Source organism: Acidovorax sp. ACV02 (genome assembly GCF_014851475.1).
In the GTDB taxonomy this organism is placed as follows: Bacteria; Pseudomonadota; Gammaproteobacteria; order Burkholderiales; family Burkholderiaceae_C; genus Acidovorax; species Acidovorax delafieldii.
This window is the reverse complement of record NZ_JACUZU010000008.1, coordinates 24,839-47,861: the sequence shown is the minus strand read 5'-3', so window position 1 is coordinate 47,861 and position 23,023 is coordinate 24,839. Positions and strand designations below refer to the sequence as shown.

General features: G+C 64.5%; 16 protein-coding genes, 2 tRNA genes and 1 pseudogene. 11 read left to right on the top strand and 8 right to left on the bottom strand.

What is annotated here, in order from left to right; all coding sequences use genetic code 11:
• Positions 1-43: 43 nt before the first annotated feature.
• Complete coding sequence (locus IB236_RS19195; protein WP_108499328.1) at positions 44-424, bottom strand: tautomerase family protein; 381 nt, start codon at positions 422-424, stop codon at positions 44-46.
• An 84-nt stretch (positions 425-508) separates the two neighbouring features.
• Between IB236_RS19195 and IB236_RS19190 the strand changes: the two genes are divergently transcribed.
• The 3 genes and pseudogenes from IB236_RS19190 to IB236_RS19185 form a co-directional block, all read left to right on the top strand.
• Complete coding sequence (locus IB236_RS19190; protein WP_192421926.1) at positions 509-1,366, top strand: LysR family transcriptional regulator; 858 nt, start codon at positions 509-511, stop codon at positions 1,364-1,366.
• A 302-nt stretch (positions 1,367-1,668) separates the two neighbouring features.
• Entirely contained in the window at positions 1,669-2,244 is a 576-nt protein-coding gene (locus IB236_RS24390; protein ID WP_225581264.1) for a hypothetical protein, read from the top strand.
• Positions 2,245-2,359: 115 nt separating this feature from the next.
• Positions 2,360-3,227: pseudogene (locus IB236_RS19185) on the top strand (methyl-accepting chemotaxis protein); the annotation flags it as partial.
• 71 nt (positions 3,228-3,298) lie between these two features.
• Here IB236_RS19185 and IB236_RS19180 read toward each other — a convergent pair.
• On the bottom strand, positions 3,299-4,882 hold the full coding sequence (locus tag IB236_RS19180) for an EAL domain-containing protein (RefSeq protein ID WP_192421839.1): 1,584 nt from the start codon (positions 4,880-4,882) through the stop codon (positions 3,299-3,301).
• Positions 4,883-5,119: 237 nt separating this feature from the next.
• On the opposite strand from IB236_RS19180, the gene IB236_RS19175 reads away from it, so the two are divergent.
• The 3 genes from IB236_RS19175 to IB236_RS19165 all read left to right on the top strand — a co-directional run bounded on the left by IB236_RS19175 (position 5,120) and on the right by IB236_RS19165 (position 8,062).
• Complete coding sequence (locus IB236_RS19175) at positions 5,120-5,917, top strand: lectin (protein WP_192421838.1); 798 nt, start codon at positions 5,120-5,122, stop codon at positions 5,915-5,917.
• A gap of 9 nt (positions 5,918-5,926) precedes the next feature.
• Positions 5,927-6,424 (top strand): EF-hand domain-containing protein, encoded by a 498-nt coding sequence (locus tag IB236_RS19170; protein ID WP_192421837.1) that lies wholly within the window; start codon positions 5,927-5,929, stop codon positions 6,422-6,424.
• Between the two features lie 216 nt (positions 6,425-6,640).
• Positions 6,641-8,062: a TAXI family TRAP transporter solute-binding subunit gene (locus IB236_RS19165; RefSeq protein ID WP_192421836.1), complete on the top strand. Its 1,422-nt coding sequence runs from the start codon at positions 6,641-6,643 to the stop codon at positions 8,060-8,062.
• 67 nt (positions 8,063-8,129) lie between these two features.
• Here IB236_RS19165 and IB236_RS19160 read toward each other — a convergent pair whose 3' ends face one another.
• Positions 8,130-10,658: a DUF1631 family protein gene (locus tag IB236_RS19160; protein WP_192421835.1), complete on the bottom strand. Its 2,529-nt coding sequence runs from the start codon at positions 10,656-10,658 to the stop codon at positions 8,130-8,132.
• A 59-nt stretch (positions 10,659-10,717) separates the two neighbouring features.
• Complete coding sequence (ettA, locus tag IB236_RS19155; RefSeq protein ID WP_056064117.1) at positions 10,718-12,379, bottom strand: energy-dependent translational throttle protein EttA; 1,662 nt, start codon at positions 12,377-12,379, stop codon at positions 10,718-10,720.
• 298 nt (positions 12,380-12,677) lie between these two features.
• On the opposite strand from ettA, the gene IB236_RS19150 reads away from it, so the two are divergent.
• The 4 genes from IB236_RS19150 (at position 12,678) to IB236_RS19135 (ending at position 18,231) form a co-directional block, all read left to right on the top strand.
• Complete coding sequence (locus IB236_RS19150; RefSeq protein WP_192421834.1) at positions 12,678-14,468, top strand: DEAD/DEAH box helicase; 1,791 nt, start codon at positions 12,678-12,680, stop codon at positions 14,466-14,468.
• A gap of 55 nt (positions 14,469-14,523) precedes the next feature.
• Positions 14,524-15,084: a nucleoside-diphosphate sugar epimerase gene (locus IB236_RS19145; protein ID WP_370539932.1), complete on the top strand. Its 561-nt coding sequence runs from the start codon at positions 14,524-14,526 to the stop codon at positions 15,082-15,084.
• 45 nt (positions 15,085-15,129) lie between these two features.
• Positions 15,130-16,218 carry an endonuclease/exonuclease/phosphatase family protein gene (locus IB236_RS19140; protein WP_192421832.1) on the top strand — a complete coding sequence of 363 codons (1,089 nt, stop codon included), beginning with the start codon at positions 15,130-15,132 and terminating at the stop codon, positions 16,216-16,218.
• A 138-nt stretch (positions 16,219-16,356) separates the two neighbouring features.
• On the top strand, positions 16,357-18,231 hold the full coding sequence (locus tag IB236_RS19135) for a M14 family metallopeptidase (protein WP_192421831.1): 1,875 nt from the start codon (positions 16,357-16,359) through the stop codon (positions 18,229-18,231).
• A gap of 191 nt (positions 18,232-18,422) precedes the next feature.
• Here IB236_RS19135 and ybaL read toward each other — a convergent pair whose 3' ends face one another.
• A complete protein-coding gene (gene ybaL / locus IB236_RS19130) occupies positions 18,423-20,162 on the bottom strand; it encodes a YbaL family putative K(+) efflux transporter (protein ID WP_192421830.1) in 1,740 nt (579 codons plus the stop codon).
• 192 nt (positions 20,163-20,354) lie between these two features.
• Between ybaL and IB236_RS19125 the strand changes: the two genes are divergently transcribed.
• Positions 20,355-20,431, top strand: a tRNA-Arg gene (locus tag IB236_RS19125).
• A gap of 137 nt (positions 20,432-20,568) precedes the next feature.
• Here the strand turns inward: IB236_RS19125 and IB236_RS19120 are convergent.
• The 3 genes from IB236_RS19120 to IB236_RS19110 form a co-directional block, all read right to left on the bottom strand.
• Positions 20,569-20,772 (bottom strand): hypothetical protein, encoded by a 204-nt coding sequence (locus IB236_RS19120; protein WP_056064167.1) that lies wholly within the window; start codon positions 20,770-20,772, stop codon positions 20,569-20,571.
• Between the two features lie 191 nt (positions 20,773-20,963).
• Positions 20,964-21,039: transfer RNA gene (locus tag IB236_RS19115), tRNA-His, on the bottom strand.
• A gap of 49 nt (positions 21,040-21,088) precedes the next feature.
• On the bottom strand, positions 21,089-23,017 hold the full coding sequence (locus IB236_RS19110) for a SurA N-terminal domain-containing protein (RefSeq protein WP_192421829.1): 1,929 nt from the start codon (positions 23,015-23,017) through the stop codon (positions 21,089-21,091).
• Positions 23,018-23,023: the final 6 nt, after the last annotated feature.

Sequence of the window (23,023 nt, the reverse complement as noted above, 5' to 3'; positions counted from 1 at the left end):
CCCATGCCCTGGAGCTGGCGATTTCTGCCCCCCGCGCCAGCCCTCAGGCGTATTGCGCCAGCCCGTGGCCGAAGGACCAGTTCTCCTTGGCCACCTCAACAATGTTCACGAACACATCTTCCGGCCTGAGGCCAGGGCTTTCGCCCAGAAGCTGGGCGATGCGCTGAAACAGCGCCTTCTTCTGCTCCAGCGTGCGTGTGTTGTTGGCCGTGATCTGGATGAACACCACATCGTCGCTGCGTGCCACACCCAGGTACGACGGGCTGTAGCGGAAATTCGCGGCATCGTGCTCGGTCAGGGTCATGAACTGATCGTCCTCGGGCACATTGAAGGTCTCGCGCATGGCGCGGTACAGCGTGTCGAAAATCGCTTGCCGGTAGGCAGCGGGCTTGCCGGCACGCATGGCAATGTGGATGAGCGGCATGGAGGGTCCTTTTGTGAAAAAGCTGGTGCCATGCTATCCATATTGATATGCTATTGATACTTATATCAACAATAACAAAAACATATCATGCAGCGCCCTCTGGATCTGGATGCCGTCGAGGCTTTTGTCCGTGTTGCCGAGCTGGAGAGCTTTACCCGAGCAGCCGAGGCCATGCAGACCAGCCAGGCCGCTGTGAGCCTCAAGCTCAAGCGGCTGGAGGACCGGCTGGGCTGCCGGCTGCTGGAGCGCACCCCCCGGTATGTGGAACTGTCAGCCCAGGGAGCCGCCTTCCTGGACCATGGCCGCGCACTGCTTGCTGCACATGAGCGTGCCCTGGCTGCACTGGGTGAAGCACCGCAGCGTTTGGCCATCGGCATCAGTGACCACGTCGCCGGGCCTGAACTGCCCGCACTGATTGCTCGCATGAACGCACAAGACCCTCAGCTGTTGATCGACATCCGGATAGGCTCGTCGGGCGACCTGCTGCAAAGCTTTGACCGGCGCGAACTCGACGCTGCCATGGTCCGCATGCATGCCGGGCGCAGCGATGGCGAAGTGCTCGCCGAAGAGCGATTTGGCTGGTTTGCCGCGCCGCACTGGCAGCACCGCACTGGTGCCCCCCTGCCGCTGGCCACCCTGGCAGAGCCCTGCGGCGTGCGTGCGATGGCTGGAAAACTGCTGGATGCAGCCGCCATCCCCTGGCGCGAGGTGTTTGTGGGCGGCGGCGTGGCGGCAGTGTCCGCAGCTGTTGTTGCAGGGCTGGGCGTAGCCGCACTGGCACCCCGCATGTTGCCCTGGGGCGCGGTGGACGTAGGTGCCCGGCTTGGGCTTCCTGCACTGCCAAGCCTGCCAGTGGTGCTTCACAGCCGGGCCCCGGATGGCCGACCCAGCGATGCCATTGCAGCACTGTCTGCCGCATTCAGAAGTGCGGTGCGCGGTTAGGGCGGGTCACGCCCGCCCTCGCTTACCCCTGCACACGCAGGGCGCCCAGCGCGCCATTCGCACCTTTCGGTCAAAAACTTCTTGACGCGCGCCGGAACCCCCAGAAGATCAGGGCCTGTGCACCATCGTGCGCCCAAGGCGGCGGCTGCACACGGCAGCATCGATATCGCCAGAACGCCGCAGGGTGGCGGTGGCAACGTGTTGCGCCCCACGTTGCAAAAAGGTAAACGCTGGTTTCCAGTCGCTCCTGCGTGCTCCGAAAAAGCGCATCATCCCGTATCACCAGCTGGAGGGTCCATCGCATGAATGTCCTGCAGAACCTGAGCATCAAGACGCGTCTTGGTATTGGATATGTTGTCCTGACCTGTGCACTGATCCTGGTCGCCATCATGGGTATCCGTGGCGAGTCCATGACACAGGAGAGCCTGGACAACCAGGTCAATCACCTGAACGTGATCAAAAGCCTGGGCAACCGGGTGCTGGATACAGCCAATGCGAGGGCCGTGTCTGCCCGCAACCTGGTGATCGCGGGCTCCAAGGAAGATGCCGACGCGGAAACACGTCGCATTGGAGTCGCACATGAAGGCATGGGCAAGGCACTCCAGGGAGTGGAAGAGGCCCTCAAGGCGGGCCCTCCTGAAACCGCACCCCTCAACAAGCTGCTGGCCCAGATCAAGAACACCGAAGCGGCCTATGGCCCCGTGGCCCTGGAGATCACCCGACTGGGGAGCCAGGGGGGAAAAAGATGCAGCGATCAAGAAAATCAACGAGCAATGCCGCCCCCTGCTGACCAAGCTGGTGGCCGACATCGAAGCCTTCCTGGCAGAGAGCGACGCCATCAGCAAACGTGCCAGCCAGGAATCGATGCGCCAGTTTGAATCGCTGCGGCTGCAGCTGATCCTGCTCAGCGTGGCCATGGTGGTGTTTGCCTGCGTGCTGGGTGTGGCCACCACCCGCTCCATCGTCCAGCCCCTGAACGAGGCAAGCCAGGCGACGCGGGAGTTTGCGCAGGGCAACCTGGCCACCCCGCTGGTAGCGCAGGGCAAAAACGAAATCGCTTCGGTAGTCACTTCGATGGAAGCCATGCGGCTGAGCCTTTCCAACCTGGTGGCAGGGGTGCGCCAGGGATCAGAAAGCGTATCGACCGCCAGCGCCGAGATCGCGCAAGGCAACCACAACCTGTCGATGCGCACGGAACAACAGGCCAGCGCGCTGCAGCAAACCGCTGCCTCCATGGAGCAACTGGGCTCCACAGTGAAGCAGAACGCAGACAACGCGATCCATGCCAACCGCCTGGCGCATTCAGCGTCGACCGTCGCGCAACAAGGCGGTGACGTGGTGGCCATGGTGGTGGCCACCATGAAGGACATCAACGACTCCAGCCGCAAGATCAATGACATCATCAGCGTGATCGACGGCATTGCATTCCAGACCAACATCCTGGCGCTGAACGCAGCCGTGGAGGCTGCCCGTGCCGGTGACCAGGGGCGGGGCTTTGCCGTGGTGGCCAGCGAGGTGCGCAACCTGGCCCAGCGCAGCGCGGCTGCGGCCAAGGAGATCAAGCAGTTGATCACGGAAAGTGTCGGCCGCGTGGAACACGGCACGGCTCTCGTGGACAAGGCCGGCCACACCATGACAGAGGTGGTTGCCAGCATACGCAACGTCACCCTCCTCATGGGGGAGATCAGTGCTGCCAGCTCTGAGCAAAGCTCGGGAGTCACGCAGGTGGGCGAGGCCGTCACGCTGATGGACCAGGCCACGCAGCAGAATGCGGCCCTGGTGGAGGAGATGGCTGCTGCTGCATCCAGCCTGCGTGGCCAGGCCGATGACCTTGTGAGTGCTGTGGCGGTGTTTCGTATTCACGGCAGCGGATCGGCGCTGCTGATCAAGTAGCGTCCCCCATCCCCTGCCGCGCCATCCAGCAGGGCGGGATCAATCTTGCGCCGAGCCACGTGGTGAAACGGCTGGCTGCGGGCGCATGCCGGCCAGCAGATCATTCAGCGGCATGGCACGGGCAAACTTCCAACCCTGGGCCTGGCGCACACCCCGGGCAATCAGGAAGTCCACCTGGTCCTGAGTCTCGACGCCCTCGGCAATCAGTGCCAGCTTGAGCATGTGGGCCATTTCGATGATGTGGGTAGTCACCGGGCTGATGGCGGCTTGCGCGCCGATGCTGGCGATGAAGATGCGATCAATCTTGAGGGTGTCGATGTCGATGGACTCCAGCATGGACAGGCTGGAGTAACCCGTACCGAAGTCATCCAGCGCAATCGATGCACCGATCTGCCGCGCAGCCTGCAGCGCGGGCCGTGCAGCCTCGATGTCCACCAGCCCGCGCTCGGTGACCTCCAGCATGAGCGCGCCCGGCGGCATCTCCATGGCGCTGAAGCGCCGCTGCAGGTACTGCACGGGTCCGTCGGCCACCAGATCCTGGGGGGAGAGGTTCAAACTCACATGAAAACCCGGGCGTGCCTTGAGCATCTCGGGCAAGTCGGCCAGCACCACATCCATCACGTACCGCGTGATGTGTGCGATCACACCGGCCTTCTCCGCTTCTGCAATGAATTCATCCGGGGGCACCAGGGTGCCGTTGCGGCGACGCCAGCGCAGCAGAGCCTCCGCCCCCACCCACTGGCCGGTTTCCAGATCCACGATGGGCTGATAGAGCACGAAGAACTCGTGCCGGCGCAGGGCCGCCCGCAGTCTGACGCGTGGCGACAACTGCCACCGGGTGAGCATCGCCACGCCCAGCGCAAACAGGGCACTGGCCACCAGCCCCAGGGGTGCCAGGATCAGCGCCTGGGCCTTGAGCCCTTCGTGGGCCAGCGCCTTGGGAGCCGCCGCGACCGCCGCCACATTGTTTTCCTTCGACACCCGAAAGACGATGTAGTGAGTCTCGCTTTCAGCCACGTTGTTCACATGGGGCGTGTAGAGGTTCAGCCACCGGGTATCCACCGGACCTTTGGACCGGATCAGCGCGCGGGGCGTGCTGATCAGAAGCCCCAGCGCGACATCCGCATGAAGCACAGGCATGTCAATCACGATGCCCGGGTGAATGATCACCGCATGGCCGTTGCGGGCGTAGATGTTGAAAGGCTGCTCCGGGGCAAAGGGCAGGCGGGCGCCAATCCAGGTGGAGATACCCGTCGAGGTGACCATGTGGTTGCCGGTGAGCGGTACCACCTCATTGCCCGCGGTGAGGGTACTGCAGACCAGCGCTCCGTCCCTGACCGCCCCCATGCCCTGCAGATAGAACGAGGTGCCCACCAGCTGCTGCATGCGTGTGAGGCTGGCCTGGCTGCAAGCGGGGTGCGGATCTCCGTCCAGATCGTTGAGCGCCGCCACCAGCTGCTGGCGCGAGGCCACGCCGCGTCGCAGCACCTCGTCTGCCAACGAGGTCAGATAGGCGACCTGGTCTTCCTTGGCCTGGCGGTGGGCCACCCACAGGGATGCAGCAATGGGGATGAGCGCCGCCAGCAGCAGTGGGATGGAGGCAACGACATAGAAGCGTTTCATCGGACACGGCAGTGGGTGGGTAGTACACAGGCAGACAATGGGCTGCCCCAGCGCGACGCCATCATGCACGAACAGCCCCCGCTGCTCCAGCGAGATTTCAGCCGATGGCGCCCCTGTCGCCGGGCACACAAGCATCAGACCGTCCTATGATGCCGGTGACGGTTGGTGCCCTGGGCCGGGGCCCACGGCACCACACCCATCCCCATGGCCCCTGATCGGAACAAGGAGAGTGAACCCATGAGAGACCAGGCCTTTCGGAAACATGCATGGCTGCTGTGCCTGCCATTGCTCGTGAGCACCCCGGCGGCACAGGCGCAGGACCAGTTGGTGGATTTGCAGTCCAGCGGCGGCTACACCTCCCACCGCCTCGCGGACGACGTGACCCAGGTGGATCTGGTGGAACAAACCCAGGGGGCCTGCCGCTTCAACCGCACCTGGGGCTACGACCTGACCAATCGCGAGCTGTGGACCAACGGTGGTTGCGGGGGACGTTTCAAGATCACACGCACCTATGCATCCGGTAGCAACAGCGGCTCCAATGCCGGAGCAGCAGTGGCGGCCGTGGCGGCCATTGCCGGCATTGCGTTGCTGGCCAACCACAACCGGCACGACAACGACCGTCGCCCCGAGTACCCGGACTACCCCGGCCAGGGCGGGGACTGGGGGCGCGAGATCCGGGTGGACGGCCGTCTATGCCTCGACGTGAGGGGTGGCAAATTCCAGCCCGGCACCACCCTGCAGGTGTACGAATGCAACGGGACGGCGTCCCAGCGTTTTGCGGTGGGGCGGGGCGGCGAGATCCGGGTGCGCGACCTGTGCGTGGACGTGGACCGTGGCGACCCACGGGACGGCGCGCGGGTGGTGCTGTGGTCCTGCTCGGGCTCGCGCAGCCAGAGCTGGTCTACCCTGGGTGGGCAGATCGTGAGCCAGCTCACCGGCAAATGCCTGGATGTAGACGCAGGCCAGGTCCGCCCTGGGGCACACACCATGGTCTGGCCCTGCAACCGCAGCCCCAGCCAACGCTGGTGGTGGTAAGGAGGTCCCATGCAAACAACTCTTCACTGGATCTGTGCAGGCGCCTGCGCCCTGGTGCTGGCAACAACGACGCACGCGGCCAATGCGGCCGACACCTCCATATCGTCGCCCACCACGCCACCACGCCCTGCCAAGGCGCACAAACCGGTGGCGCCAACCCTCACCCACCGGCTGCAGGCCATCTGCTCGGCAGCCGATCTCAATCATGACGGCAACGTGTCGCTGGACGAGTTCCACCAGGACATCGTGCAGAGCTGGCACAGCCTGGGGCCCGATGCAGAGGGCTACGTCCATCTCTCCCAGCTGGGCCAATTGCCCCGCATCGGCAAAGGCCAACTGAGGCGGCTGGCGGCAGCCGACAAGGACGGGGACGGAAAGCTGTCGTTCAAGGAGGTGGTGCAGGCACGCATGGCCTACTTTGAGGCAGCGGATGTGGACCAGAACGACATGCTCTCGCAGCAGGAATGCATGGCCTATGAGCGCCAACGCAGGCGCCTGCCGCAGTAGGAGCCCTCGCTGGCCGGCGGTTTCAGTCCTCCAGCTATCTGAGACCTGGGCGACTCCCGGTGCGGGATGCCCGGAGCTGGTGCGCGTCGCCGCCACGCATGCCTGGATAATCCACCGGCTCGCTGATAGCGAGGTATGGCTCCGGGTCCACCCAGGGGCCGCGTCACCCCATCCAGGCATACCGCCGCCCCGTTTCGCTCTGTTTGTTCATCCCCCATGCCCCAGGCCTTTCGCAACACTTTCCTCACTCTGCGCGATCTGATTGTGTCAGCAGGCCCCCTCGCCTTCTTGGCGGTCGGGCTGCTGGTGCTGGCCTATTGGTGGCTCAACCCCAATCCCCCCAAGACGGTGACCCTGGCCACAGGCCCTGCCCAAAGTGCCTATGAGGAGTTTGGCAAGCGCTACCAGAAGGCGCTGGCGGCGGACGGCATTGATGTGGTTCTGCTGCCCAGCGAGGGCTCATCGCACAACCTGCAGCTTCTGCGCGACGGCCAGGCCGATGTCGCTTTTGTACAGGGCGGCACAGCCGAACTGCAACCCGATGATCCGGACAACCTGGTATCGCTGGGCAGCCTGTTTGTAGAGCCGCTGTGGCTGTTCTACCGCACCGATGCAGCAGAGCGCATGCACAACGCACCCCGGCTCGATGGCATGCGGCAGCTACGCGGCTGGCGGGTCAATGTGGGGTCGGAGGGCAGCGGCGTGCCCACGCTGATCGAGCGGCTGCTGCAGGCCAATAAGGTGGAGCCCAGCGCGGTCAAGCTATCGCGCCTGGAACAGACGCCCGCGACGGTGGAGTTTTTGGCGGGGAGGCTCGACGCCTTGGTATTTGCCTCGGCGCCTGAATCCCTGATGGTGCAGATGCTGCTGCAAACGCCTGGCGTGCAGCTGCTGGATTTTGCGCAGCACGAGGCCTACGCACGGCGGTTTCCGTTTCTCACCCCCGTGACCTTGCCACGCGGGGTGGTGGACCTCGCGGCCAACGTGCCCCAGCGCGATGTTCGGCTCGTGGCCACCACCACGTCCCTGCTGGCGCGCGACGGCACGCACCCCGCCCTGCTGACCCTGTTTGCCCAGAACGCACAAAAGCTGCACAGCGGCGCAGGCTGGTTCAACCGGGCGCGTGAGTTTCCCAACACGCGCGGCAGCGAGCTGCCGATTGCCAAGGAGGGCGACCGCGCGATGAACGAGCCGGTGCCCATGCTGCAACGCTACCTGCCGTTCTGGATGGCCAACCTGATCGAGCGCATGTGGCTGGTGCTGGGCATCTTGCTGGCCATCATGCTGCCGCTGTCGCGCATCGTGCCGCCGCTCTACCAGTTCCGTGTGCGGTCACGGGTGTTCCGCTGGTATGGCCGCCTGCGCGAGATCGAAAACGACCTGGAAATGGGCAAAAGCGACCCCTCAACCCTGCTGCGCACCCTCGACGGACTGGAAGCCCAGGCCGAAAAGGTGAGCGTGCCTCTGTCGTATGCGGACGAGCTGTATGCCCTGCGCAACCACATCCACCTGGTGCGCAAAAAACTGCTGCGTGCGTCGGAAGGGGCTGGAGGATCTGCTGACCACAGCACGCCGGGCGAAGGGATGACGAACAACAGCGTGACGGAAACAGGGAGTGCAGCAGAAACTGGGCGTTGACCAGCTCTACAGCTGCACAAGGCTGCTCGCGGCCTCAAGGTGGCACCCGCAGCGCGTGTCTGTGCGATCAGCGATTCTTGGGTGACTTGGCACCCGAAGCCGGGGCCAGGGGGGCGGATTTGGACAGCGGCGCCATTTTGGAGCCGAAGCCCGTACGGACCTCGGACGACTTGCGGTCTGCCCCACCCGCCTCCGCAACGCCCGAAGCGCGGGCCGCAGGCTTGGCGGGCTTGGGCGGCTGGGCCGGTACCACGCGCAGCGAGCCTTCAGCCGCCAGCTTGTCGCGCATGCGGCGGGTCATGGACTGGGTGCTGGCATCGGGCGCAGTGAACAAAAACAGGGTGCCATGCGGGCTGGCCCAGGTCAGCTGGGTGCGCACCACCCGGCCATTGGTCACCAGTTCCACCCAAGCCCCGATGACAAAATCAGCGTAAGGGTCCGGGGTGTCCAGCGGCGCCTGGGCACTGTCCTGCGGTGCAGGAGCGGACGCCTCTGCCGATTCGGACAGCTCTGTCGCCCCCGGGGCCACTTCGGGCTCTCCCGCAGGGGCGGACACTGGGGCAGGAGCCGGTTTTTCAAAAGCGGCCTGGTGCAACGCCACGAGCCGCTGCAAGAATGCGCTGGTCTGCACCGCCGGGTAGTTGATGGTCTTGAGGCCCTTGCGCAGCTTGGCCAGCAGGCCGGGGATGGCGTCGTTGAGCCGGTCCGTCTCCTGGCGCGTGAGGTCAGGCTGCGCAGTCCACAGCAACACAGGAACCAGCGCCAGGTAACCGCTGGGGTCATCTTCCTGGCTATCGTCACTGCGCATCACCTGCGCCAGCGCCACCACGTCAGCCCAGGGGCCCGCCGCAAAATCCAGCACGTCCGACGGCACCTTGTCCACATCCGGCAGCTTGCGGATATCGGCTGCGATCTTCTCGGCCAGCAGTTCGCGCTGCTCCGCCTGCAATTTGGCTTTCTGCTCGGCCTCCTGCTGGGCCTTGATCTTTTGCTCCTGGGTGTCCCAGGCAGACTGCAGCGCCTTGAGCACGGTGTCGAACGGCCCCGCGTCCTTGACCTCATGGGCAGACAGGTGGCCCACAGCCTCGGTCACCAGTCGCATGAAGCGGCTGAAGCCAGGCTCTGTCTCGGCGGTGAATGCCAAGCTGCGCTGCGTAAGCTCGTCAAGCAGGCGGCGCGCAGGGTGGCTGCTGTCGGTAAAAAACCGGCCGTCGTGGTGCACCAGTTGCTTGAGCGCAGGCTCCAGGCTCTTGACGGCCTGCTGCACAGGGGGCAGCAAACGGGCGTCCTGGGAGATGTTGGCCATCATGCGCCCCACCACCTCCACCGCCATGGCGGTGGACTGGGTAGCAGCCTCCATGGGCATGGCTGCATAGACCACCGGCGCAACGCCAGGCCCACGCCAGCCTGCGAGAGGCACGGGCAACGAGCCCGCCTGGCTGACAGTGCCCCCACCGGCAAGACGGCCCACCAGGCGCTCCAGCTGCGCCATGTCTTCAATCGCTTCAGCGGCCGCACCCGACGGGTAGTAGCCCCCAGCCAACGATGACTGAGCGCTGGCGGCTCCCGCGCGGGGGTCCACCCAGCCCGGCTGACCCGCGCCGCTGGGCATGACCACCGCCTGTGCGGGCACGGCGCCGTAGACCGGAGAAGGGGCAAATGGATCACCGCCCGCCAACATCTGGCGCAGGATGCCGACGGTGAGCAATGCCTCTTCGGCAGCGTCCACGGGCACGGGCACCATGGCACCCTGCTGGGAGTCGCCACTCCAGCCTGTGCTGGGGCCCATACCACGCCCATAACCTGTGTTGCCATAGTCGCCCATGGGCGCGTTCATCGAGGGGCCGTACCCGGAATAACCGCCCCCGTAACCCGTACCGGACCCGCCATAGCCAGACCCACCGTAACCGGTGCCTTGGCCGCGACCGCCGCCCGCAGGCGTGCCCAGCACTGCGTAGCCCACCGGCTGGACACCATGCTCACGCAAGCTCTGGGCGGTTTTTTTGTATTCTTCGGCCAGCAGCTTCCCGAGCAGGTCGCGCATGTGCTGCATCCACAGCTGCCGTACCTCGGCCGAGACGCCGGTCTCACCCACCACCTGCTGCAACGCACGGATATAGCTCTCGGGCCGCAGAGGGTTGCGCTCGGGTTGCACGCTGCGCAAACCTTGCGCAGCGCTCACCAGGGTGTTGAGTTCGGCCAGTACGGCGTCGGTGGCATGCAGCGCAGACTGCTGGGCCTTGGACAGTTCCACCTGGGCCTGCATCTCGCTTTCGTCCATGAGCGAAAGCTCGCCAAAGTCCATGCCGGTGTCGTCGGCCGAACTGCGCCCCTTGGCGACCGCCGGGCCTTCGGCAAATATCTCCAGCAAGGCCATGGGATAGCCCTTGACCAGCGCAGCCTCGTGCTCGTTGAGCAGCCGCAGTGCATCGCTGAACAAATTGCGCTGCTGGATGTTGCGGCTGGCCGACTCCTCGCTGGTCAAGGCACTTTGGGTGACCTTGACGAGCTGCCCCATCAAGGCCTCGCCACCGCGAACGGCGTTGACAACGCAGGCGCGGAAAACGGCTCTCAGACGCGATGCGGGCAGGGACATGGTGGGAGGGAGGAATCGGACAAGAGGTTTCCAGATGCAATCCTACTTGACCTCGGCCTTTATTTGAGGGCCTTGAAACGCATCCGCTTGGGCTTTGCACCCTCCTCACCCAGCCGCTTCTTCTTGTCGGCCTCGTACTCCTGGTAATTGCCGTCAAAGAACGTCCACTGGCTGTCACCTTCGGCGGCCAGAATGTGCGTGGCGATCCGGTCCAGGAACCAGCGATCGTGGCTGATAACCAACACTGTGCCCGCGTATTCGAGCAAAGCGTCTTCCAGCGCGCGCAGGGTTTCCACGTCCAGGTCGTTCGAAGGCTCGTCCAGCAGCAGCACGTTGCCGCCAGCAATCAGTGTCTTGGCCAAGTGCAGACGGCCACGCTCACCGCCCGACAGCATGCCCACCTTCTTTTGCTGGTCGCCACCGTTGAAGTTGAAGCGCCCGGCGTAAGCACGGCTGGCCATGGTGAACTTGCCGATGTTGATCATGTCCAGGCCGCCGGAGATGTCTTCCCACACGGTCTTGTCGTCCGACAGGGCATCGCGGTGCTGGTCCACAAAGGCCATCTTCACAGTCGAGCCGATCACCACCTCACCGCTGTCCGGCTGCTCGCGGCCCGCGATGAGCTTGAACAGGGTCGATTTACCGGCACCGTTCGGACCGATGATGCCCACGATGGCACCCGCAGGGATGGTCATGGACAGGTTGTCGATGAGCACACGGTCGCCGAAAGACTTGGTGACGTTGTGGAACTCAATGACCTGGGTGCCCAGGCGCTCGGCCACAGGAATGAAGATTTCCTGGGTTTCGTTGCGCTTTTGGTATTCGTAGTCGCTCAGTTCCTCGAAACGGGCGATACGCGCCTTGCTCTTGGCCTGACGGCCCTTGGCGTTCTGGCGCACCCATTCCAGTTCCTTCTTCAGGGCCTTGGCGCGTGCCTCCTCACCCTTGTTTTCAGATTCCAGACGGGCCTGCTTCTGGTCCAGCCAGGTGCTGTAGTTGCCCTTGTAGGGGTGACCGTAGCCGCGGTCCAGTTCCAAAATCCACTCCGCGGCGTTATCGAGGAAGTAGCGATCGTGGGTGATGGCCACCACGGTGCCCGGAAAGCGGTGCAGGAACTGCTCCAGCCAGTCCACCGATTCAGCGTCCAAGTGGTTGGTGGGTTCGTCGAGCAGCAGCATGTCGGGCTTGGACAACAGCAGGCGGCACAGCGCAATGCGGCGCTTTTCGCCACCAGACAGCAGCCCGACCTTGGCGTCCCAAGGAGGCAGGCGCAGGGCATCAGCAGCGATTTCGAGCTGGTGCTCGGAGTCAGTCCCCGCCGTCGCAATGATGGCTTCCAGGCGAGCCTGTTCAGCGGCCAGTGCGTCAAAGTCTGCATCGGCCTCGGCGTAGGCGGCGTACACCTCTTCCAGCTTGGCCTTGGCGGCAAACACCTCGCCCATGGCCTCTTCCACGCTTTCGCGGACTGTGTGCTCCGAGTTGAGCTGAGGCTCCTGGGGCAGATAGCCGATCTTGATGCCCGGCATCGGAATGGCTTCGCCTTCGATTTCCTTGTCCACGCCGGCCATGATCTTGAGCAGCGTGGATTTGCCCGAGCCGTTCAGACCCAGCACACCAATCTTGGCGCCCGGGAAAAAGCTCAGGGAGATGTCCTTCAAGATCTGCCGCTTGGGCGGCACGGTCTTGGAGACGCGATTCATCGAATAAACGTATTGGGCCATGGAGGGTTCTAGCTTGCGAAAGTGGGCAGAAAGTCTGCATCCGAGCAGGTTCAGAGGGCCATTTGGAGCATTCCAAAAAGACGCCGAACGCGCTCTCAAACCCTAGATTATCGGTCCATGCGACAATACCCCCGTTGTGGGCTCCAGTTGCCCGCCACATCAGCACACTGCTGGGGACGAAGGAAGCCACGCTTCCGGGCTCCCAATCCTGAACCTCATCAGCCTGAGACTGGCTCAGCAACCTCCCGGTTGCACGACAGGCGGATACCCAGCGCCCCGGACGGGCGCATCCAACGACATGACATTTGACGAACTGAACCTGGCTCCCGCCATCCTGAAGGCCGTGCACGAAACGGGCTATGAAACCCCCACGCCCATTCAGGCCCAGGCCATTCCCGCCGTTCTGGAAGGCCACGACCTTCTGGCCGGCGCGCAGACTGGCACCGGCAAGACCGCTGCGTTCACCCTGCCCATGCTGCACCGCCTCTCGCAAGGCACGGCACCCAAGAACAAGTTTGGCGGCAAGGGCATCCGCGCCCTGGTGCTGACCCCTACCCGTGAGCTCGCGGCCCAGGTCGAAGAATCGGTGCGCGAATACGGAAAGTACCTGGACATCAACTCCACCGTGGTCTTCGGTGGTGTGGGCATGAACCCGCAGATCGACCGCATCAAGCGCGGCGTGGACATCCTGGTGGCCACCCCTGGCCGTCTGCTGGACCTGCAGCAACAGGGCTTCCTGGACCTGTCCACCGTGCAGGTGCTGGTGCTTGACGAAGCCGACCGCATGCTCGACATGGGCTTCATCCACGACGTGAAGAAGGTGCTGGCCCTGGTGCCCAAGGACAAGCAAAGCCTGCTGTTCTCGGCCACCTTCAGCGACGAGATCCGCGAGCTGGCCAACACCCTGCTCAAGAACCCGCAAAGCATCCAGGTCACCCCGCGCAACACCACGGTGCAGCGTATTTCGCAAGTGATCCATCCTGTGGGCCGCGGCAAGAAAAAGCAGGTGCTGCTGCACATCATCCAGCAACACAACTGGAGCCAGGTGCTGGTGTTCACGCGCACCAAGTTCGGCGCCAACAACGTGGCTGAGTTCCTGACCAAGAACGGTGTGCAGGCCATGGCCTTGCACGGCAACAAGAGCCAGAGTGCCCGTACGCAGGCCTTGGCGGGCTTCAAGAGTGGCGAGATCCGTGCCCTGGTGGCCACCGACATTGCCGCACGTGGCATCGACATCGATGACCTGCCGCACGTCGTCAACTACGAAATCCCCAACGTCTCGGAAGACTATGTGCACCGCATCGGCCGCACGGGCCGTGCAGGCGCTACGGGCGAAGCCGTGAGCCTGGTCTGCATGGACGAAGAAGGTTTCATGATGGACATCGAGCGCTTTACCAAGCAGCAGATTCCTGTCCAGGTGATCGAGGGTTTTGGCCCAGAACCCGGCGAGAAGGCGGAACCCATCGCCATGGGCCGCCAGACGATCTGGGGCGGTGCAGGCAAGCCCCCGAGCCGTGATGTGATGCAGGCAGCCGCCAAGGCCGCGCGCAGCGAAATGATGGAACGCATCCGCACCAACAAGGCAGGCCAGGGTGGCGGCCAAGGTGGGGAGCGTGGCCCCCGTGCAGGCAACGGTGGTGGCGGTGGTGGCCGTTCCGGCGGCGGAGCTCCACGCAACGCCCAGGGTCCAGCCGGCGGCGGCCGCGGAGGCCAGGGTGGTGGCCGGGGTGGTGCCCGTGACGGCGCCGCCCAGGCACCTGCGCGCAGCCGAGGCCCACGCCCCGAAGGCGGCGGTGGTCATCGCTACGATGACGCACAACCCCCCCGCGCCAATGCGCACCTGGGCACACACCTGGGTCACAGCAACCCAGGCCATCGCAGCTCGGGCCATGGTGCGGGCGGTCAGCCCGATCCCATGCGCACCAGCGTGGACAGCATGGCTGAACGCGGCCGCCGGGGCGGCGGCGGTGGCGGGTATCGCAACTCTGGAGGTGGCGGCTATGGTGGCGGATCAGGCACGGGTGGCGGTGGTGGCCGGGGCAACGGGCCTCGTGGGCCAGGCGGTCCTCGCGGCTCTTTTAACCGCTGAGACGCGCAAAGCGCCCCCTGCCAACACCACAGACGCAGCGGGCGCCAGCATCCATGTGCTGCACGCCAAAGGGCGGCGTGCGCCAGCGCTGAACCATCCCCGCCTGCAACTGCACGCGGTGGACTTTGCGGCGATGCCCGCCTTGCCGCACGTCGATGATGTTTACATCACCCTGGGCACCACCATGGCTGCAGCCGGCAGCCAGAGCGCGTTCCGTGCGGTGGACTATGACGCCGTGATGGCCACGGCCCGCGCAGCGCGCGCGGCGGGCGCCACCCGCTGTGGCGTGGTCACCGCCATGGGGGCCAATGCGCAATCGCGCATCTTTTACAACCGCGTCAAAGGCGAGGTCGAGCGCGACCTTCAGCAGCTGGGTTTTGAGACGCTGGTCATTGCACGCCCATCCCTGCTGATGGGCGAACGCCGGGCGCTGCAACAAGCCCACCGGCCCGCAGAGTCCCTGTCGCTCAAACTGTTTCAGCGGCTGAACCCGGTCCTGCCCGCCAACTACCGTGCCCGCCCCGGGGCGGAGGTGGCCCGTGCGCTCGTCCGTGCCGTACAGTTGGGCCGACCCGGGCTGCAAGTGCTGTCCGGCCGCGCGCTGCAGGCCAGTTGATACAGGGTGCAGCCGTCGTGACCGCGCCTACGCTGTACGCCCTTCATGCGCCCCAACGAACTCCCCCAACCGCTGGACACCCTCATGGTGGCCACTTGCAATGTGCTCAACCTGGCCAATCCGGGACGCCTGTTCTACGAGAACCAGGACCCCTACAGCCAGACCGAGTTTGAACGCAAGATCACCTGGCTGGGCGAGCGCTTTCGGGCACTGAACGCCGATGTACTGGCGGTGCAGGAGGTCTGGGACGACGCGGCCTTCAAAGGGGCACTGGGTCGGGGTGGCTTGCGCTACGACTTTGTCGCCGTGCCAGGGGCCGAGAACAACGACACCCAACAGGGCGCGCAGGGAACGCCCCGTGTGGGCCTGGCCACGCGGCTCAAGGTCGAGGCATTGCAGTCCTTTGCCGACTTCCCACCGGGCTTTCAGGTGGATGTACCTGGCATTGGCCAACACACGCGCTTCGAGCGCCCACCCCTCGTGGCCACGTTGCGGATGAAGCATGGCCAAACCCTCAACGTCCTTACCGCGCACCTCAAATCCAAGCGCCCCAAATTTCTGCAGGACGCATTGGGCCAGCCTACGGAGGACAGGGACGACCGCAAGGTGGTCGCACTGGCATCGCTGCGCTCGCTGATCATGCGCGGCGCCGAGGCCATGGCGCTGCGGTGCCTGGTGATCGACCTGCTGCACCGCACCAGCGTGCCCCTGGTGGTGCTGGGCGACTTCAACGACACCCCCGACAGCGTGACCACGCAATTGATCTGCGCCACCACCGACATTGCCTACGACCGGTCCGCCCGTGATGTGGCCCTGTTCAATGCGTACGACCTGCAAGGCGATTTCGCCTTGAAAAAGGACGTGGCCTACTCCCACATCCACCAGGGCGCGCCCTATGTGCTGGACCAGATCCTGGTCAGCGAGGAGTTCCTGCCCAATGGGCGCAACAGCGTGGGCGATGTGCGCCGGGTGGATTATTTCAACGACCACCTGCATGAGGGACGCGACCGCACGCGCTCGGACCACGGCTTTGTGCGCGCCTTGCTGCGCCTGAAACTACCCAGTTCTCCTCTGGCCCAGAGCATCTCGCCGCCGCCCACCGACGCCACCGCGCCCAGCGACGCCCCTCGCTGATCACTGCGGCAGCCCACGGCGCCACGGGTTTGCAACGGGATGTACGCTGACAAGGAGAGGCGGGTGCGCGCAGGTAACATCCACGTACAAAGCGCCCCACTCGCCCCACAACAGGGGCTCTCTCTGGCAGCCCACACCATGACCCAGCACAATTTCCTGCGCCGCAGCGCCGATACCGCCCCGCTTTCCCGTCCTGAACCACGGATTGCGCGCTGGGCCGCCCCGGCCACGCTGGCAGCACTGCTGCTGACAGCCTGCGGCAGCACCCCGCTGCCCCCTTGGCCATCCACCCCCACGGCCCAGCAGCGCAGCGCCCCCGCGCCACTGCCGCGCGTACAACAAGGTACGGTGGTACCCGCACCGCTGGGACAGCAGACGCCCTCGCAGCTGCCGCCACAACGGGCTGCCGTGGTGGCCAGCCCCCTGCCCCCGTCCGCGCCGCTCTTGGTGCGCGACGAAGCGCCCATGGCGCCGCCCTATGGCGATGCGGTGGCCGCGCGGTTCCCCAACCCTTCTGTGGTCTACAGCACACCCGGCCTGGGTGCCGACCGCAGGGCCTTCACCACCAATGCCGAGCTGGGCCAATGGCTGCGCGGGCTGAGCGACGGCGTGCCCCGTGGCGGCACACGCGCGCAGTTGCTGCAGATTGGCACCTCGCAACGCGGCGAGCCCATCCAGGGCCTGCTGCTTACCCGTGCCCCAGGCACAGACCCTGCCAGCCTGGACAAGAGCGGCCGCCCCACCGTTGTGCTGATCGGCCAGCAGCATGGCGACGAACCCGCAGGCAGTGAGGCACTGCTGGTCATCAGCCGTGAGCTTGCCCAGGGCCTGCTCGAGCCGCTGCTGGACCGCATCAACGTGGTGGTGGTGCCCCGCGCCAACCCCGATGGCGCCGAGGTGGGCACCCGCGTCACCGCCAATGGCGTGGACCTGAACCGCGACCACCTGTTGCTCAACACGCCCGAGGCCCGCGCCATTGCGCAGGTCATCAACGACTACCGCCCCATCCTGGTCGTGGACGCCCATGAATACACCGTGGTGGGCCGCTACCTGCAGAAGTTCAACGCCATCCAGCGCTACGACGCACTGCTGCAATACACCACCACTGCCAACTATCCGGAGTTCCTCACCAAGGCATCGCAGGAATGGTTTCACCAGCCCATGGTGGCGGCCCTCAAGGCCCAGGGCCTGACGAGTGACTGGTACTACACCACCTCGACCAACCTGCAGGACAAGCGCATCTCCATGGGGGGCACTCAGCCCGACACGGGGCGCAACGTCCATGGCCTCAAGAACACGGTCAGCCTGCTGATCGAGACCCGTGGGGTGGGCATTGGCCGAATGCACATCCAGCGCCGCGTGCATGCCCAGGTCACCGCCATCACCAGCGCGCTGCGGACCACCGCCGAGCGGGCGGCCAACCTGGAGCAGGTACGCTCGTTCGTGGCCCGCGACGTCAGCGCCCTGGCCTGCCGCGACCAGGTGGTTATTGAAGCGGAGGCCACGCCCACCCAGCGCGACCTGGATTTTCTGGACCCCGAGACCGGCGCCGATCGCAGCATTCGCGTGGACTGGAACTCATCGCTGACGCTGCGCAACACCAAGGTGCGTGCGCGGCCCTGTGGCTATTGGCTGTCGGCAGACGCCAGCGGTGCAGTGGAACGCCTGCGCCAGCTGGGCATCCAGGTCATGCGGGTGGCAGAGCCCGGTTCTGTCCTGGCCGAGAGCTACCGCGAAACGGCGCGCGAAACCGGCAACCGCCAGGACGTGATCGGCACCATTGCCGGTGGTGGCGACATCGTGCGCGTGCAAGTGTCTGCCGTACGCAGCGCCATTGATGCACCTGCTGGCAGCTTCTATGTGCCCCTGAACCAGCCGCGTGCCAATCTGGCCGTGGCAGCGCTGGAGCCCGACACGCAGAACAGCTACTTTGCCAACCACCTGATCCAGGACCTGGGCCAAAGCGCCCGCGTGATGGCCGTGCCATCTCTGGTGTTTGAAGAAACAGATTGATCCGTGCCTTGCGGCAGGTCGCTGCATGGCGCGAGGCTGAGGTCTGCGTTCTTGGCGGGGTCAGATGGGACGCTCCGTGAGGACGCCGCCCGGATGCTGCGCTGTGACTGTGGCCGCGGTCGCAATTTCGCTATCAATTCAATAGCTATTTAGGCATATTCTTCTAGCGCTACAGGCAGATTTCTTTCAAATCATGCCGGTCCATGCAGTGGCGCAGGCCGCGTGGCGCGGGTCTGGCGGTCCCGGGCACGCTCCAGCACACGGCGTGCCATGGCCTGTGCCAAGGCATCTTCTGCCAGGAACACCTGGGCATGGCTGTATTCCTGCACCAGCCGCTGGGCCTCGTCCTCGTTGTGGCTGCGCACCACGATGTCGATGCCAGGGTTCAGGGTCTGCGCCGTCTCGATCATCTGGCGCACCTGCAGCGCGTCCGGGGTGGCCACCACCAGCATGGCGGCACGCGCAATGTGGGCCTGGATCAGCACGGCAGGCTCCACCGCATCACCAAACACGGCGGCCACGCCATCGGCCCGCAAGGCTTCCACCAGCTCCCGGTTCTGCTCCGCCACCACAAACGGAATATCGTTGGCCGCCAGCGTTGCCGCCACACGCCGCCCTACCCGGCCGTACCCCACCAGAACCACCTGCCGCGCGAGGTAACGCGAATCGGTGCTGGTGGGCAGTTCGGCCAAAGGGTCATCCCGCTGCTCGAGTCGCCGCGCAAGCGCCGATCGGGCACGCAGCCAGCCCTGCAACGGCGCAATGGCATGGAACAACAACGGGTTGAGCGCCATGGAGAACAGGGCCCCCGCCAATACCAAGCTGGCCCCCTCGGGCGGCAGCAGTCCCAACGAAGAACCCAGTGCGACCAGAATGAACGAGAACTCACCTATCTGCGCGAGGCTGGCCGATACGGTGAGCGCTGTGTTGAGCGGGTAACGGAACGCCAGCACCAGGCCCGCAGCGGCCACCGTCTTGCCCAGCATGATGATGGCGACCACTGCCAACACTTGCAGTGGGCGCTCCCACAAGACGGCGGGGTTGAAGAGCATGCCGACCGACACGAAAAAGAGTACGGCAAAGGCATCGCGCAAAGGCAGCGACTCATGCGCAGCGCGGTGGCTGAACTCGGACTCGCGCATCACCATGCCGGCAAAGAAGGCCCCGAGCGCAAACGACACGCCAAACAACGCAGCCGACCCGAACGCAATGCCCACCGCTGCGGCCACCACGCACAGCGTGAACAACTCACGCGAGCCTGTGCGAGCCACCTGCCATAACAACCAGGGAAACAGCCGGCGCCCGACCAGCAGCATCAGCACCACAAACGCGCCGACCTGCAGCAGGGTCCAGCCCAGCGTGCGCAAGAGCTGCGCAGCATCCAGGTCGGCCCCGGTGCCGCCTCCCAGCCATCCCCCCAGCGGGGGTAGCAGCACTAATACCAGCACCATGGCGAGATCCTCCACCACCAGCCAGCCCACTGCGATGCGTCCGGTGTAGCTGTCCAGAATCCCCAGGGTCTCCAGCGCACGCAACAGCACTACCGTGCTGGCCACCGACAGTGCCAGACCAAAAACCAGGGCACCACCCATGCCCCAGCCCCACCAAAGGGCCAACGCCATACCCAGCGAGGTCGCCACGATCATCTGCACCACAGCACCCGGCACGGCAATCTTGCGCACGGCCAGCAGGTCGCCCCACGAAAAATGCAGGCCCACGCCAAACATCAGCAGCATCACACCGATCTCCGCCAGCTGGCTGGCCAGGGCCGCATCTGCGACAAAACCGGGAGTGAACGGGCCGATGGCCACCCCTGCCAGCAAGTACCCCACCAATGCTGGCAGCCGCAGACGGGCGGCCAGAAAGCCCAGCACCAACGCCAGGCCCAAAGCGGCAGCAATGGTGTGGATCAGCGTGACGCTGTGTGGCATGGACAAAAGCTCCAGTGAGGCAGGCAGTCAAGGGGGATGGCCCGGTTATAACCGCATCACCATCCCAGCAGCAAAATCGCCCCTGCGGCAGCGCCAAGAGCCGGGGCCAGGGCGGGTATGATTGGCGTCCTGCGTTACGCAGATGCGGACACTCCGCAAGCCCGTCCGGCCACACAGCCGGCCAACATCCATCTGCCCGTAGCTCAACTGGATAGAGCAATAGCCTTCTAAGCTATAGGTCGGGGGTTCGAGTCCCTCCGGGCAGGCCAGCCGCCCAGCTGGCAGCTTTCAATCTCCCCACTCATACCAATCGATCCATTCTGACGAGTGTGGAACAGCCAAGCAATGCGCGCGCGGGCTGGATGACGGATGTGGATCAAGCACCTCGTTGCGTACAGCCCCAACCCTAACGATTGGGCTGCGGCACAGCGGCGTAATTCATGGCAATGGCCTGCACCACGGCGCCGATCAATGCCGCATCGCCAGCGCTCTGCGGCAACACGTCGCGCACGATCTGGACCGCGTATTGAAGTTGCTCTTTGGCCAAGGCCGCAGACATGGCGTTGCCGCGCTTTTCACTGGGCGACGCGTCGCGAATCACAAGGCTCATCAGAAACTCCCAAAAAGTGGAGCATGCAGTATGCGCCGTGTGGGGCCGTGGTGAGCGAAAGGCGGGGCTTTGATGGTGAGAAGACCCCCTTGACGCGCAACGCTGCACAGGGGGGCATGCGCAAGGCGAGATTCCATACAGCCCCAAAGCAAAAAGCACTGCAACATTTCTGCTGCAGCGCTTTGCTATTTTGGGGTGGCTGATGGGGCTCGAACCCACGACAACAGGAATCACAATCCTGGACTCTACCAACTGAGCTACAGCCACCGTAGCTTTGCATTATAGCCCGGGATTTTGGTCCCGGACATCAAATCGCTTAATTTTCTGCAGTCACTGTTGCCGCCGCCTCAGGACGCGGTGCCTTGATCTGCACCTTGAAGCGCTGCTTGAGCAGTTCATAGTACGCCAGCCCTTCGGCCGTGGCCAACCACTGCACGTATTGTTGGCGCTCCTGCTGCGCACGCTGCGCGTCCGGTGCCTGGCGCGGCACGACGCGGTTGACCTTGACCACGGCATAACCCGCAGCGCCCAAATCCACCCCCGTCCAGCCTGGCAGCGCTTCGGAGGGGGCCCGCAGCGCGGCGTCGATCAGGGCACGCGGCAGGTTCTGGGTCTGTTCGCGGGAGACTTCGGTCGCTGCGGCCAAGCCTGTGGCAGAAGACGGGGCAGCCTTCCATGCATTGAGCTTGGCCTCGCCTTCCTTGCGTGCGAGTTCGGCAGATTTCTCAGCCACATACAAGGTGCGAACACGGGCCTTCACTTCGTCATAGGGCAGTGTCAATGCAGGGGTGTAGGTGGTCACACGACCAGCGGCCATCTGGCTGGGGCCCACTTCCACCGCCTCGGTGTTGCGCTTGTTTTGCAGCGAGTCGGTAGCAAAAAGTGCTTCGAGGAACTTGGCGTTGGCCAGAGGGCTCTTGGCACCTGCGGCAGGTGTCCGGGTTACGCCCTTGGCAGTCTGGATCTTCAGCTTGAGCTTGTCGGCCACGGGCTGGAGGCTGTCTGCCTGCTCATACACACCGTTGGTGAAGGACTCTGCCACCTCGGCAAACTTGCGCTGCGCCTGCTGCTGCTTGAGCTCTGCTTCCATGGTGGGGCGCAGCTCTTCAAAGCTGGGCTGGCGGGGTGTCTTGATGTCGGTGAGCTGGATGATGTGATAACCAAACTCGGTTTCCACCAGATCACTGATTTCGCCCTTTTTCAGCGCAAACGCAGCTTCTTCAAAGGGCTTGACCATCGCACCCCGGGCAAAGAAGTTCAGGTCTCCGCCCGCAACGGCCGAGCCCTTGTCGTCAGAGGATTTCTTGGCCACATCAGCAAAGCTGCCGGGAGCCTTGCGCACCTGGGCCAGCAGTTCAGTGGCACGGGCCTTGGCCTTCTCGCGGTCCGCAGCGGATGCATCCTTGGGAGCGTTTACCAGGATGTGGCTGGCGCGGCGCTCTTCCTTCGCCGTCATGCGAGCCACATTCTCTTTGTAGTAAGTACGCAGGTCGTCTTCACCCAGGGTGATGGACGCCCGCACGCTGTCGAGATCCAGCACCACGTATTCGATGGCTGCCTGTTCCAGTTGCTGGAACAGGGCGGGATGGGCCTTGTAGTAGGCCTCCAGGTCTGCATCTGCCGGGGTGACTTTGCTGGCGAAGTCGGCAGCGTTGAATCGGGCCACCTGGATCTCGCGGCGCTCGTACAAAGCGTCGAGCGCAAGTTTGACCTGCGCATCAGAGCCAAACGCGGAGCTCATCACGCCACCCATCACTTGGTTCACCGAGATGTCACGGCGCACATTGGCTTCGAAACCTTCGGGTGTCAGGCCTTGAGCAGCGACCAGTGCGCGATAGGCATCGGCGTCCAGCGTACCGTCCGGGCGCTTGAGTCCCGCAATGGCGGGAATCTCCTGCAGGCTGCGGGCCAGGCGCGCATCGCTGGTCACGAGGTGCATCTTTTGAGCGGCGGCCGCCAGCACACGGTCACGCACCAGGCGCTCCAGCGTGGCATACCGGGCGCTGGGAGAGTCCAGCAACTTGGGATCGACCGAGGGAGACTGGGCGCGAATGCGGTCTGTCTCCATGCGATGGGCATTGTCCCAGTCCGTCTGGTTGATGTTGTTGCCATCGACACGGGCTACCACAGGGCTCTTTTCAGAGAAATAGTTGCGGTCGATGCCTACCAGCACAAACGAAGGAATGATCAGCAAGAACAAGAAGATCATCACGATCTTGGAGTGCTTGCGGATGGATTCAAACATGGTCGA